Below are 13,021 nucleotides of genomic sequence, written 5' to 3' on the forward strand. Positions count from 1 at the left end.
CAAGGATAGCGATGATGCTCAAACGCTGGATTGCGATGCCCGTGCTGCTGTTAGCGTGCGCAGGTTCTGTTTGGGCGGCCGATTGCCCGCCGCTGCTTGAAGGCTCATTGCCCAAGTTGCGCGCCAAAGAATCAATCGATATGTGTCAGCGATTCGCGGGCAAGCCCTTGTTGATCGTCAATACCGCCAGTTTTTGCGGCTTTGCCCCCCAGTTCAAAGGGCTTGAGGCACTGAATCAGCGGTTCAAGGACCAAGGTTTGGAAGTGATCGGCGTGCCGTCGGATGACTTCAAGCAAGAAGCCAAAGATGGCGAAGAGACCGCCAAGGTGTGTTACGTCAATTACGGCGTGACGTTCACCATGACTGAGCCACAAAAAGTACGGGGTGCTGATGCGGCGCATTTGTTCAAAGTGCTGGCTGAGCAAAGCAGCGCGCCGAAGTGGAATTTCTACAAGTACGTGGTGGACCGTCAGGGCAATGTGATTGCCAACTTTTCCAGCCTGACCAAACCGGACAGCCCGGAACTGATCGAGGCGATTGAACAAGCCATTGCTTCAAAACCTTGAGTCGGCGCCATTAAAAATCCCCGCTCTCGTGACCGAGGCGGGGATTTTTTTATTTCAGCAGGCGAGGGGTTGAGGCTCGTTGCGAATTAGAACTTGTAGGTTGCGCCTACACCAAAGCCGTTTGCACTGTTGTGGTAGGTGGCCCTGTAGTTGCCTTTTGCCGGCTGGTTCACGGTCACGGACTCTTCTTTGAGGTAAGAGTAAGCGGCGTCGATGGTCAGATCGTCGGTCGGGCTCCAACCTACACCAAAGCTGATTGCCTTACGGTCGCCAGTGGGGATGCGAACCGAACGATCAGTGTTGTTGGTAGGCGACTGGTCAACCGACAAGCCGGTACGCAAGGTCCATTGCTTGTTGATTTTATACGCCGCACCAATAGCCGAAGCCCAGGTGTCGTGCCAGTTTTGCTCTTCTTTGATCGTACCGATGGGGCCAACGCTACCACCGAGAGGACGAGGAACCCCGTCGTTTTCTACAGTGATGTCTTTAAGGCGACTCCAGCGTGTCCAGGTACTACCTGCATAGATAGTCCACTGGTCGTTCAGCTCATGAGTGACCGAGAAGTCAACGGACTCAGGCGTGGTGATGTCCAGACCTGCATCGTACTTAGTGCCGTTGAATGGACCGAAACCAATACCGGAAATTTTGGTATGGCCATCAAGGCTGTATTTAACTTTTGAGTGGTAAGTCAAACCAAGGCGAGTGCTATCTGTGGCTTGTACGAGAACACCGACGTTGTAGCCCAGTGCAGTGTCGTCACCTTTGATTTTTACTTCGCCGTCGCTAGCCGGACCAAGAGGTCCTGGGGTTGCGGAAGTTAGCTTGCCGTCAATCCGGTTGATGGTCGGGCCAAAACCGATCGATACGACGTCGTTGAATGCGTAGCTGACAGTGGGTTGCAGGGTCAGGACTTGAACCTTGCTTTCTTTGCCTGCATATCGCCCGGCAAAGCTACTTTCATAGTCGGTTACCAAGCCGAACGGTGCGTACATGCCTACACCGAATGCCCAGTGTTCATCGATTGGCTTCACGTAAAAGCCCATCGGAACGGCAGTAAAAGGGACCATGTCACCTTTGTTGGTGCCGCCAGGTGCACCGCCACTGGCGTGCTTAATGTCTGTGCTTGCGTCGATGGCGGCAACACCGCCCGTGACCTGTTCGCGTTTGATGCGCGACATACCGGCAGGGTTGCCAAATACAGTACTGGCGTCTTCAGCAGAAGATGAACGACCTGCAAAACCGGTCCCCATACCGCTGATGCTTTGTTCGTTGAGGGCGAAGCCACTGGCGAAAATCTGGCTGGAAGCCAAAGTGACGGCGAGGCTAAGTGTGGTCTTGAGCATTACTTTTTTCATTATTAGAACTCCTTTTGATCACCGGGTGGAAAGCTACCAACATTTTTGTTTAAGCGCTATAGGCCAAATCGAAGGAGATAGCGTGTTTTTGTAGGACAATCCTACCGGTTTTAGGTCTTTTTCTGATTGGATGCAGCGGTTGAAAATCTCAAGCGACTTGGTTGAGAGGTGTTACGCAGATGCGCCAGGCATCGATGAAGTCACGTAAACGTCCTTGTGGTTCAAAGGCTTGGCGCCAAATTCTGGCCATACCCAACACATCCTCACGTTCCGGGATGATGGCCTTTTGCTCTTCAATCAGCAGCCAGGCAATGGCGGTGGCGTAGCGCAAATTAACGGTCAGTTCTAAATGCGGGCTGCATAAAAAAGCGTGTTGGCTGGCGAGGCCGCGAACCTGGCTCGCTAAATCCGGGTTGTGGGCCAGGTAGTCATCCCATAACGCGGCATGGCGAAGTTCGCGAATACAGTAAAGGCCGTGACCGCGTCGGTCGTGCAGGGCTGCCCCCAGATGTGACTGACTGGCAGCAATACCCAGCAACAAAGCTTCTGCATTTGGGTTGTTTAGACCCAGATAGAGAAGCGTTGGCCGAATCACATACTGGTTCAATTCCTTGGCAGCGATACCCATAGCGTCCTCGACACCTGAAAATGGTCGGCGACACCCAAGGGCTTGGCAGCAATGAGTCGGGAGGGTTCGCCGTAAACGGCACAGGCCGCTTGAGTTGAAGTGTAGTGTCATATCTTTGCTGTAAAGGACTGTTTTTAAAACATTTGCAGCTTCGATGTGTCGGCTATATATCCGCAAGTAATTAAATCATGCTGGATATTTCATAAATAACAGGCAACAAAAAGCCCTGCTATTGAGGCAGGGCTTGTTGTATAGACGCTTACTGCGTGATCAGGCGATGAGTGCCTGACGAGTACGTTCGATCACAGCTTGCAGGGGTTCTGCGCTGGAATATTGATCGGGGTACAGGCGTTCGCTGTGACGTGCGATGCCGTGTTCGTTGACCAGAGTGAAGCTGAAGCAGCCTTTGCGAGCGGCCATAATCAGGCAGTTCATAGGAGCGAAGGCGTTGGTTAGGGTGCGAATGGCATCCTGAGTATGGATTTGAGTAGACATAGTTATTAGGTGTTCCTACAAATGACACGGATATGATCCGCGCAACGTTAAAACGTTCCAGTGACGTCGGGCCATCTTTGGCGGGACGAAGAACCTGACTGGAACAAAGCCGCCAGTTGGAGCGCATTTAAGTTGTAGCGCTTGGGCTGGCAGGTAGGTACTTAGGAGGGCAGGCAATCACAACAAGAGCTAAGGTTCCGTGCTCGGGGTGAAGATCCTGATCAATTTGCAGGTTGGTTCGGTCAGAGTAAAAGCGCTTCGCGATACCCTTTGTGTTTGTTCAAAGGCTGTATCGTCGCAAGATTTACCTGGAAACCATCGAGGGGGTCGATCCCATGTGCCTTGGCTCGACTTCTCTTTAGGGAAGGTGGCCAGGAGGGGATTTGTTCAACCCGAATTGACTTTCAGCTTGGTACTAACGCTGCGGATACTAACGGCTTGAAAATTTAAACGCAAGTGTGCTAGTAAAAATACTTTTTGTAGTCACTCGAAACCGACGTCCAATCAACGCCTTGCACGGCTCGTCAGTGCCTACACGTTTTGCGTACGCAGCCTCTCCAGCCAGGGCTGTGGATCAGCGTGGCGTGCGGCTAGTCAGTTATTGCCAATAATCCAGTGTTGTTGATCACCGCTGAGGTCTTTGAGTCCTGATGAGAAGGCTGTGCTCTCTGGCGCTGCAGTCCTACAGAATTTAGTGCTTTCAAGGCCACGTCCTGCTTCTCAATGTGAACTTGTGCACATTTGCAGTGCGCTGCGTCAGTTCGCCACACAACCCTGAGCAAGCCTTCGCTTAGCCTGTTATGCAAATTTAAGTCAATGAAAAACATCGTTTTTTTTAATTGGTGAAAAAATCGTCAGTTTGACCTTAGGCCCCGCAGGGTGGGGGTTTGCGGGAGTTAAAAGAGGGTTGTCCACTGACTTATCCACAGGATCTGTGGATTGTCCCAAGCGCTTGCTCTAGATCGCGGGTGTAGACTTTTTTCGACTTTACCCAAACGAAAAAAGGAGTAGAGTGGCGCGCCTTCTGTTCTGCCCCACAGTGTTCTATGAAGTTTCGTTCAAACTCTTCCTCTGTTACTCCGGCTGGTTCTCCAGTTGAAGCGCCAAAACGGTTTTCTCTGCGCGTGGCTATCTGGCTATTGGATAACCCGCGGCTGGGTGCCAACCCCAGCGTCAAGCATGTGGCCGGTCATCTGCTCAAACAACCTGCACGGCAAGGCGTGGTGCTGGCGCAAAGCCGTCTGGGGCAATTGATGTGCCGCGATTGCGGCAGTGCGCGCGATCAGCGCATTGGGCAGGCGCTACTGCGGCATGCCGCGCGGGCGGGTGACCAGAGCGCTCAGCAAGAACTCAACAAGATCGAAGACTGAGCTGTCTTCGACTCGCCAGCTTGGTTAACCTTGCTCTTTTACCTCGTGTGGAGGGGTTATGGCCCTGGACCTGAACAGCCTTTTGCTGGGCTTGGCAGTGGCAGGTGTGCCGTTGTTGGCGTTTATCTGGCAGTTGCAACGTCGAGCCAGCGCGTTAAACGCTGAACGCGCGCTGTTGGATGAGCGGCTGAGCATGGCGCAACTGGCCCAAGAGGGCCTCAACGCGCAACTGGACGCCAGTCGAGACGAGATCAGTGATCTGGGCCAGGCCAATGCCGCCAAACAGGCCGAGCTGGCCGCACTGCGCCGTGAAGTTGAGCTGTTGCAGCTTGAGCGTGACAACGCACGGGATGCCGCCCATGCCTGGAACCTTGAGCGGGCGCAAAAGGAAGTCGAACTGCGCAGGCTTGATGCCCAAGTGGCTGCGCAGGCGGCCGAGTTGCGTGAGCAGCAAGAAAGCCATCAACAGCGTCTCAGTGATCTGCAAGGTTCGCGTGATGAGTTGCGCGCGCAGTTCGCGGAGCTGGCCAGCAAGATTTTCGATGAGCGCGAGCAGCGCTTTGCCGAGACCAGTAACGAGCGCCTGGGGCAACTGCTTGACCCGCTCAAAGAGCGCATTCAGTCGTTTGAAAAGCGCGTTGAAGAGAGTTATCAGCAAGAAGCGCGCGAACGCTTCTCGCTGGGCAAGGAACTGGAGCGCCTCCAGCAACTGAACCTGCGATTGAGCGACGAAGCCACCAACCTTACCCGGGCACTCAAAGGCCAGAAAACCCAGGGCAACTGGGGTGAGCTGATTCTGGAGCGAGTGCTGGAGCACGCGGGGCTGGAGAAGGGCCGCGAATACCAGACGCAAGTCAGCCTCAAGGGCCCGGATGGCGAACGCTTTCAGCCGGACGTGCTGATCATGCTGCCGGGTAACAAGCAGGTGGTGGTCGATTCCAAGGTCAGCCTCACGGCGTACCAGCAGTTTGTAGGCGCCGATGATGAAGTGATTGGGCAGTCAGCGCTCAAGCAGCATGTGCTCTCACTGCGTAACCACGTCAAAGGGCTGGCCGGTAAAGACTATAAGCGCCTCGAAGGGCTGCACAGCCTGGACTTTGTGTTGTTGTTCGTCCCGATAGAAGCGGCTTTTTCCGCCGCTTTGCAGGCTGAGCCGAACCTGTTTCAAGAGGCGTTTGATCGCAATATCGTGATCGTCAGCCCTACCACGTTGCTGGCGACACTGCGGGTGATCGACAGCCTGTGGAAGCAGGAGCGACAAAGCCAGAATGCGCGCGAGATTGCAGAGCGGGCGGGTTGGTTGTACGACAAGTTCGTGCTGTTTATTCAGGATCTGGATGAGGTCGGCAACCGCTTGCAGCAACTGGACAAGGCCTATGCCGCCGCGCGCAACAAGTTGACCGATGGGCGTGGCAACCTGGTGAGTCGCAGCGAACAGCTCAAATTGTTGGGCGCGCGGGCCAGTAAAAGTTTGCCGGCCGACCTGCTGGAGCGCGCCATGACCGATGTCGATGGTGTGGCGCACCCGGCAGAATAGTGAGAGATAACGCCGTAGCCGACGTCCGGTTGCGCAGTGAGTGGTTGTTGCTGAGGCGCCGTGTTGAAGGGGTGCCCGCAGCCGCGTGTGACTCGTCAGCGGCTAGAGGCTTTAATGAACGCTGTCTTAAAGCGGCACGTGCCGACTCACCAGTGCCCGCAGCACGGCAGGTTTGACCGGTTTAGCCAGGTACTCAAGACCCGCGGCGTGCACTTGCGCAATCATTTCCGGGCGACCGTCAGCACTGATCACCACGCCCGGCACGGGCTCGCCCAGTTCGGCGCGTAACCAGCGCATCAGTTCGGTGCCGACTTCTCCGTCATCCAGGTGGTAGTCAACCAGCACTAACTGTGGCCGTACGCCCTCATTGAGCAGGGCGGCGCATTCTTCGCGATTGCGTGCCGTCCACACGCGACAGCCCCAGCGCGTCAGCAAACTTTGCATGCCGATAAGGATGCTGTCTTCGTTGTCGATGCACAGCACTTGTGCGCCTGTGACCGGTTGGCCGTTTTGTTCGGCCACCACCGGCTGCGGCGCGGTCTGGCTCTGTGCCAACGGTACGCTGACACTGAATACGCTGCCTTTGCCGGGCCATGAGCGCACTTGCAGGCGATGGCCCAGCACGCGGCACAAACCGTCGGCAATCGCCAGCCCCAGCCCCAGGCCTTTTTCGGCGCGCGTCTGATGGCTGTCCAGGCGTTTGAACTCTTCGAAAATGACCTGCAATTTGTCGTGCGGGATGCCCGGCCCGCGATCCCACACTTCAAGGCACAGTTCACTGCCACGTCGGCGTACGCCCAGCAGCACCGGCCCCTTGGCGTAGCGCAAGGCATTGGTCAGGAAGTTTTGCAAAATGCGTCGCAGTAATTTGATGTCACTGCTGACCCGCAAACGACTGCCACGCACGCGGAAGCTCAGCCCTTGTTCCTGCGCGTGCGCTTTGAACTCATTGCCCAGGGTGTCAAACAGGTCGTTCAGGGCAAACGGCTTGATGTCGGGCGTGAACTTGCCGTTTTCCAAGCGTGAAATGTCCAGCAAATCGCTGATCAGGTCTTCGGCCGAACGCAGGGAGCTGTCGAGATGCTGGACCAGTTTTTGCGCTTCCGGGCTCAAGCCTTCTTCTTGGTGGGAGAGGGCGGCTGAAAACAGGCGTGCCGCATTCATCGGCTGCATCAGGTCGTGGCTGACGGCGGCCAGAAAACGGGTTTTCGACTGGTTGGCTGTTTCGGCAATCCCTTTGGCTTCAGTTAACGCCTGGTTCAGCTCCGATAGCTCACGGGTACGTTCGTCGACCCGTTGCTCAAGCCCTTCGTTGGCTTCAGTCAATGCCTGTTCGGCTTCGCGGAAGGCGGTAATGTCGGTGAAACTCATGACGAATCCGCCGCCCGGCATCGGGTTGCCGATCAGTTCAATCACGCGGCCATTGGGGAACAGGCGTTCAGAGGTGTGCGCGCGGCCCTGACGCATCCAGTGCAGGCGGCGGGCCACATGCACTTCCGCCTCGCCGGGGCCGCACAGCCCGCGCTCGGCATTGTGGCGGATGATGTCGGCAATCGGCCGACCCACGCTGATCAGGCCCTCTGGATAGTTGAATAGCTCCAGATAGCGGCGGTTCCAGGCGACCAGGCGCAGGGATTGGTCGACCACGCTGATGCCCTGGGTGATGTTCTCAATGGCGCCTTGCAGCAGGGCGCGGTTGAACTGCAACACTTCTGAGGCTTCGTCCGCGATGCGCACCACGTCTTCGAGCTGCATTTCGCGACCTTCAATGGCCGCTTTGACCACGGCGCGAGTGGAGGACGCACCCAGCACGCCCGCCAGCAGTCGCTCGGTGTGTGCGATCCATTCGCCATCAGCGTTTTGGTTGGGGTTAAAGCCTTTGCCTTGGCGGTAAGCGAAGCGAATAAAGCTCTGGCGTGCGCGCTCTTCACCGACAAAGCGTGCGGCGAGGGTTAGCAAATCGTTGATTTGCACCGAAAGCATCGAGCGCCCGCTCGGATGGGTGCTGATTTCCTGACCGATGAAACGTCCCGCCTGCCAGTGCTCGGACACCCGTGTGCGCGACAGCACCGACACCCAGGCAAACACGGTGAAGTTGCCCGCCAGCGACAGCACCACGCCTTGGGTCAGTGGTGTGATTGGCAGGCCCAGCGGGTTGCCGTGCAGCCAGGCCAGGCCCGGGAAGTGGCTCAAGTGCCAGCCGAGGCTGTGTGCAATCAATGGCAGCACCAGCGTGTAAAACCAGATAAAGGTCCCGGTGGCCAAGCCCGCGAACACGCCTCGGCGGTTGGCCTGCTTCCAATACAGGGCGCCGATCATCGCGGGCGCGAGTTGGGTAACAGCTGCGAAGGAAATTTGCCCGATGGTCGCAAGGCTGGCGGTTGAGCCGAGCAGGCGATAACTGACATACGCCAGCAGCAAAATGACCACGATCGAGACGCGCCGCACCGACAGCATCCAATGGCGGAAGACCTCAAACGGGCGCTCGGCGTTTTTGTGGCGCAACAACCACGGCAGCAGCATGTCGTTGGACACCATGGTCGACAGCGCCACGCTGGCCACAATCACCATGCCGGTGGCGGCCGATGCCCCGCCGATAAACGCCAGCACGGCCAGCGCCGGGTGCGCTTGCGCCAGCGGCAAGCTGATCACAAACGAGTCGGGCAGCACGGAGCTGGGCAGCAGCATTTGGCCGGCCAGGGCGATGGGCACCACAAACAAGGCTGCCAGTATCAAGTACGCCGGAAACACCCATTTGGCCAAGCGCAAGTCTTGCGGCTCAATGTTTTCGACCACCGTCACATGGAACTGACGCGGTAAACAGATGATCGCCATCATGGCCACGCCGGTTTGCACCACCATCGACGGCCAGTTGACGGTCTCTTTCCAGTATTCCTCAAGGCGCGGGGCGAGCATGGCCTGATTGAACAGGTCGTCAAAACCGTCGTACAGGCCGAAGGTGACAAACGCCCCCACTGCCAGAAACGCGAACAATTTGACCAGTGACTCAAAGGCAATGGCCAGCACCATGCCCCGGTGGTGCTCGGTCGAGTCGAGGTTGCGGGTGCCAAAGACGATGGTAAATAGCGCCAGTACCAGCGACACAATCAGCGCGGTGTCTTGCGCGCGCGTACCGGTCGCGTCAGCCCCTGCGCCGATCAGCAGGTTAACGCCGAGCACGATGCCTTTGAGTTGCAGGGCGATGTAGGGCAGCACGCCCACCAGGCAAATCAGCGCCACCACAATGGCCAGCGACTGCGACTTGCCGTAGCGCGCGGCAATAAAGTCAGCAATGGAGGTGATGTTCTCCTGCTTGCTGATCATCACCATTTTTTGCAACACCCACGGTGCACACACCAGCAGCAGCACCGGTCCCAGGTAGATGGGCAAAAAAGACCAGAGTTGTTCGGCGGCCTGACCGACTGCGCCAAAGAACGTCCAGCTGGTGCAGTAAACCGCCAGCGACAGGCTATAGACCCACGCGCGAACCCGCGGCGGCAGCGGTTTGCTGCGCCGGTCACCATAAAAGGCAATGGCGAACATGATGGCCATATAGGCCAGGGCAACGGCGGCGATCAGCCCGCTGGACAACGACATGGTGACTCCTGGAGGTAAAAGCCGCAGCTATCCGTCTGCGGCAGGCTAGTCTCGCATGATGTTTGGGCGGCGTCAGTGTCGACGATGGTCGCAGCGCGGCCAAGCGCCGCAGGGCTTGAAAGCCTTTCGGATTGCCCTTATCTGTTAAGTCGATAACAGTTAGAGATATTACCCGTTATATAGATATTCGATTCAGTTCTACTCTTGCATGACCTCATACGAGGAACAGGAGGAACCCATGACATGCCCTAACACCCCCAAAGCCACTTTTCGGCCCTTGAGCACATTGCAGCACCCGCGCGAAGTCATTCGTCAGTTCACCCCGAACTGGTTTGCCGCGACCATGGGCACCGGTGTGTTGGCGTTGGCGCTGGCTTCATTGCCCGTGCAGATCCCGGGCATGTACGCCGTCGCCGAAGGGCTGTGGCTGTTCAATATAGGCTTGTTCATTTTATTCAGCGTGCTCTACGGCGCCCGCTGGGTGTTGTACTTCGATGAAGCACGGCGCATTTTCGGTCACTCCACCGTGTCGATGTTTTTCGGCACGATCCCTATGGGGCTGGCGACCATCATTAATGGCTTTCTGCTATTTGGTGTCGCCCGGTGGGGCAGTGGCATGGTGCAGGTCGCTGAAGTGTTGTGGTGGCTCGATGTGGCCATGTCGCTGGCATTCGGGGTGATGATCCCCTACATGATGTTCACCCGTCAGGAGCACAGCATCGACCAAATGACTGCGGTTTGGCTGTTACCCGTGGTGGCGGCTGAAGTGGCGGCCGCCAGTGGCGGGCAGCTGGCGCCGCACTTGAGCGATACGGTGGCGCAGTTCCATGTGCTGATTACCAGCTATGTGCTGTGGGCGTTTTCGGTGCCGGTGGCGTTCAGCATCCTGACCATTTTGATGCTGCGCATGGCGCTGCATAAGTTGCCCCACGAAAGCATGGCGGCATCGAGCTGGCTGGCCTTGGGCCCGATAGGTACCGGGGCGCTGGGTTTGCTGTTGCTGGGTGCGGATGCTCCTGCCATTTTCGCGGCCAATGGTTTTGCCGGCACAGGCGAGGTGGCCGAAGGCCTGGGGTTGATCGCAGGCATTGCGCTGTGGGGCTTCGGCTTATGGTGGATCGTCATGGCCGTGCTGATCACCCATCGTTACTACCGCGCGGGCATTCCCTTCAACCTGGGCTGGTGGGGGTTCACGTTCCCGCTGGGCGTGTACGCGCTGGCGACCCTGCGTCTGGGCAAGGTGCTGCACCTCACCTTCTTTGATGTCGCGGGCTGTGTGCTGGTGGCATTGCTGGTGCTGATGTGGCTGATCGTGGGTAAACGCACTGTGATCGGGGCGTATCGTGGCGAGCTGTTTGTGTCGCCCTGCATTGCAGGCTTGAAGAAGTAAGACGTTGCCTCGGGTTCTGTATGAAAGCACCGAGTCTGGTGTGATGCGTACAGAACCTGAGTAACGTTGTGCCTTGAGTGTTAAAACAGCACTCCAATGAGAAAGCCTCTGGCGCAACGTGAGTACATGGAAGATGAGTCACCCCTCGCAGTTCAGTTTGCTAAGGAAGCGACGCTTCCTGCCCTTCTTCGTGACCCAATCGCTGGGCGCTCTTAATGACAACCTGTTCAAACAATCGCTGATCCTGGCCATCCTTTATAAGCTCGCGATCGAGGGTGACCGAGGGATCTGGGTCAACCTGTGCGCGTTGTTGTTCATCGTGCCGTTCTTTTTGTTCTCGGCCCTGGCGGGGCAATTTGGCGAAAAATACGCCAAAGACCGTCTGATCCGCCTGATCAAACTCGGCGAAATCGCGATCATGTTGGTCGGCGCCATTGGCTTTGCATTCGATCACTTGGCCCTGATGCTGATTGCGCTGTTCGCAATGGGCACTCATTCGGCGCTGTTCGGCCCGGTCAAGTATTCAATCCTGCCTCAAACCCTGCACGACGATGAGCTGGTGGGTGGCAATGGTTTGGTCGAGATGGGCACGTTCTTGTCCATTTTGGCGGGCACCATTGGTGCCGGGATCATGTTGTCTTCCAGCCATTACGCAATGGTGGTGTCGGTGGTGATTGTGTCGGTGGCCGTCCTGGGCTATCTGGCCAGTCGCGCCATTCCGGGAGCGCCTGCTGATACACCCGATTTGCGCCTGAACTGGAACATTTTCAGCGAGTCCTGGGCCACGTTGAAAATGGGCCTGAATCAGACGCCAGCGGTGTCGCGCTCTGTGGTGGGCAACTCGTGGTTCTGGTTTGTCGGGGCCATTTACCTGACGCAAATTCCGGCTTACGCCAAAGAGTGGCTGTACGGCGATGAAACCGTGGTTACGCTGATTCTTACGGTGTTCTCGGTGGGGATCGCATTAGGCTCGATGCTGTGCGAGAAGCTGTCGGGTCGTAAAGTCGAGATCGGTCTGGTGCCCTTTGGCTCGTTCGGCCTGACCGTGTTCGGCCTGTTGCTGTGGTGGCACTCCGGGCACATGCCGCACAACATTCAGGCCAGCGACTGGTTGGACGTATTGGGTTTCAGCCAGGCGTGGTGGGTGCTGTTCGACATTCTGGGGCTGGGCGTGTTTGGCGGGTTCTACATCGTGCCGCTCTATGCGCTGATTCAGTCGCGCACCGCTGAAAACGAGCGGGCGCGGGTGATCGCGGCCAACAATATTTTGAATGCGCTGTTTATGGTGGTCTCGGCCATCGTTACGATTTTGCTGTTGAGCGTGGCCAAGCTGACCATTCCGGAGTTGTTTCTGGTGGTGTCGCTGTTGAACATCGCGGTTAACACGTACATCTTCAAAATCGTGCCCGAGTTCAGCATGCGCTTCATGATCTGGCTCCTGAGCCACTCCATGTACCGCGTGCAGCACAAAAACCTCGACGCAATCCCGGATGAGGGGGCGGCGTTGCTGGTATGCAATCACGTATCGTTTGTGGATGCGTTGTTGATAGGCGGCGCGGTGCGTCGACCCATTCGCTTTGTGATGTATTACAAAATCTACAATTTGCCGGTGCTCAACTTTATCTTCCGCACGGCCGGTACGATTCCGATTGCCGGGCGCGGTGAGGATGAAGCGATTTATGAGCGCGCTTTCAAAAAAATTGCGGAGTATTTGAAGGACGGCGAATTGGTGTGCATCTTCCCGGAAGGCAAGCTCACCACGGATGGCCAGATCAATGAATTCAAGGCAGGGGTTACGCGAATACTGGAGCAAACACCGGTGCCGGTGATTCCAATGGCCTTGCAGGGGTTGTGGGGCAGTTTCTTCAGTCGCGACCCGAACAAAGGTTTTTTACGCAGGTTGTGGTCGCGGGTGACTTTGGTGGCCGGTGAGCCGGTAGCGCCGTCTGAGGCCACGCAAAAATTATTGCGTGAGCGGGTGATGCAGTTGCGAGGTCAGAACCTGTAGTGACTGACGCAGGCTGCGAAGGGGGTGTGAATACCCATTCGCAGCCTGCGGCAGCGACTACACGGATGAGTGAGC

The 13,021-nt window shown here is 56.9% G+C and carries 9 protein-coding genes; 5 read left to right on the plus strand and 4 right to left on the minus strand.

What is annotated here, in order from left to right:
- Nucleotides 1–14: 14 nt before the first annotated feature.
- Nucleotides 15–566 (plus strand): glutathione peroxidase, encoded by a 552-nt coding sequence (locus ACP7A4_RS03485; RefSeq protein WP_426245545.1) that lies wholly within the window; start codon nt 15–17, stop codon nt 564–566.
- A gap of 86 nt (nt 567–652) precedes the next feature.
- Here the strand turns inward: ACP7A4_RS03485 and ACP7A4_RS03490 are convergent, their stop codons facing one another.
- The 3 genes from ACP7A4_RS03490 to ACP7A4_RS03500 form a co-directional block, all read right to left on the minus strand.
- Nucleotides 653–1,921, minus strand: a complete 1,269-nt coding sequence (locus ACP7A4_RS03490) for an OmpP1/FadL family transporter (protein WP_426245547.1) — start codon at nt 1,919–1,921, stop codon at nt 653–655.
- Nucleotides 1,922–2,069: 148 nt separating this feature from the next.
- A complete protein-coding gene (locus tag ACP7A4_RS03495; protein WP_426245549.1) occupies nt 2,070–2,549 on the minus strand; it encodes a hypothetical protein in 480 nt (159 codons plus the stop codon).
- 270 nt (nt 2,550–2,819) lie between these two features.
- Nucleotides 2,820–3,044 carry a hypothetical protein gene (locus ACP7A4_RS03500; RefSeq protein WP_019407963.1) on the minus strand — a complete coding sequence of 75 codons (225 nt, stop codon included), beginning with the start codon at nt 3,042–3,044 and terminating at the stop codon, nt 2,820–2,822.
- A 1,046-nt stretch (nt 3,045–4,090) separates the two neighbouring features.
- Here ACP7A4_RS03500 and ACP7A4_RS03505 point away from each other — a divergent pair.
- Together ACP7A4_RS03505 and rmuC are read left to right on the plus strand one after the other, a co-directional pair.
- Nucleotides 4,091–4,414 carry a hypothetical protein gene (locus ACP7A4_RS03505; RefSeq protein ID WP_059761829.1) on the plus strand — a complete coding sequence of 108 codons (324 nt, stop codon included), beginning with the start codon at nt 4,091–4,093 and terminating at the stop codon, nt 4,412–4,414.
- Between the two features lie 172 nt (nt 4,415–4,586).
- Nucleotides 4,587–5,951 (plus strand): DNA recombination protein RmuC, encoded by a 1,365-nt coding sequence (gene rmuC, locus ACP7A4_RS03510; RefSeq protein ID WP_165599911.1) that lies wholly within the window; start codon nt 4,587–4,589, stop codon nt 5,949–5,951.
- Nucleotides 5,952–6,077: 126 nt separating this feature from the next.
- On the opposite strand, the gene ACP7A4_RS03515 is transcribed toward rmuC, so the two are convergent.
- Entirely contained in the window at nt 6,078–9,548 is a 3,471-nt protein-coding gene (locus tag ACP7A4_RS03515) for a hybrid sensor histidine kinase/response regulator (RefSeq protein ID WP_203302846.1), read from the minus strand.
- A gap of 238 nt (nt 9,549–9,786) precedes the next feature.
- Between ACP7A4_RS03515 and ACP7A4_RS03520 the strand changes: the two genes are divergently transcribed.
- Together ACP7A4_RS03520 and ACP7A4_RS03525 are read left to right on the plus strand one after the other, a co-directional pair.
- Nucleotides 9,787–10,938, plus strand: coding sequence for a TDT family transporter (locus ACP7A4_RS03520; RefSeq protein WP_059761832.1), 1,152 nt, complete (start codon nt 9,787–9,789; stop codon nt 10,936–10,938).
- A gap of 133 nt (nt 10,939–11,071) precedes the next feature.
- Nucleotides 11,072–12,946 (plus strand): MFS transporter, encoded by a 1,875-nt coding sequence (locus ACP7A4_RS03525; protein WP_059761833.1) that lies wholly within the window; start codon nt 11,072–11,074, stop codon nt 12,944–12,946.
- The last annotated feature ends 75 nt before the right edge of the window (nt 12,947–13,021 follow it).

The sequence above is a fragment of the Pseudomonas sp. TWR3-1-1 genome (assembly GCF_049896545.1).
In the GTDB taxonomy this organism is placed as follows: domain Bacteria; phylum Pseudomonadota; class Gammaproteobacteria; order Pseudomonadales; family Pseudomonadaceae; genus Aquipseudomonas; species Aquipseudomonas weihenstephanensis.

Bases quoted from the DNA above. Each gene is read 5' to 3' on its own strand.
- ACP7A4_RS03485 (WP_426245545.1), top strand. From the start codon at position 15: ATGCTCAAACGCTGGATTGCGATGCCCGTGCTGCTGTTAGCGTGCGCA.
- ACP7A4_RS03490 (WP_426245547.1), bottom strand. From the start codon at position 1,921: ATGAAAAAAGTAATGCTCAAGACCACACTTAGCCTCGCCGTCACTTTG.
- ACP7A4_RS03495 (WP_426245549.1), bottom strand. From the start codon at position 2,549: ATGGGTATCGCTGCCAAGGAATTGAACCAGTATGTGATTCGGCCAACG.
- ACP7A4_RS03500 (WP_019407963.1), bottom strand. From the start codon at position 3,044: ATGTCTACTCAAATCCATACTCAGGATGCCATTCGCACCCTAACCAAC.
- ACP7A4_RS03505 (WP_059761829.1), top strand. From the start codon at position 4,091: ATGAAGTTTCGTTCAAACTCTTCCTCTGTTACTCCGGCTGGTTCTCCA.
- ACP7A4_RS03515 (WP_203302846.1), bottom strand. From the start codon at position 9,548: ATGTCGTTGTCCAGCGGGCTGATCGCCGCCGTTGCCCTGGCCTATATG.
- ACP7A4_RS03520 (WP_059761832.1), top strand. From the start codon at position 9,787: ATGACATGCCCTAACACCCCCAAAGCCACTTTTCGGCCCTTGAGCACA.
- ACP7A4_RS03525 (WP_059761833.1), top strand. From the start codon at position 11,072: ATGAGTCACCCCTCGCAGTTCAGTTTGCTAAGGAAGCGACGCTTCCTG.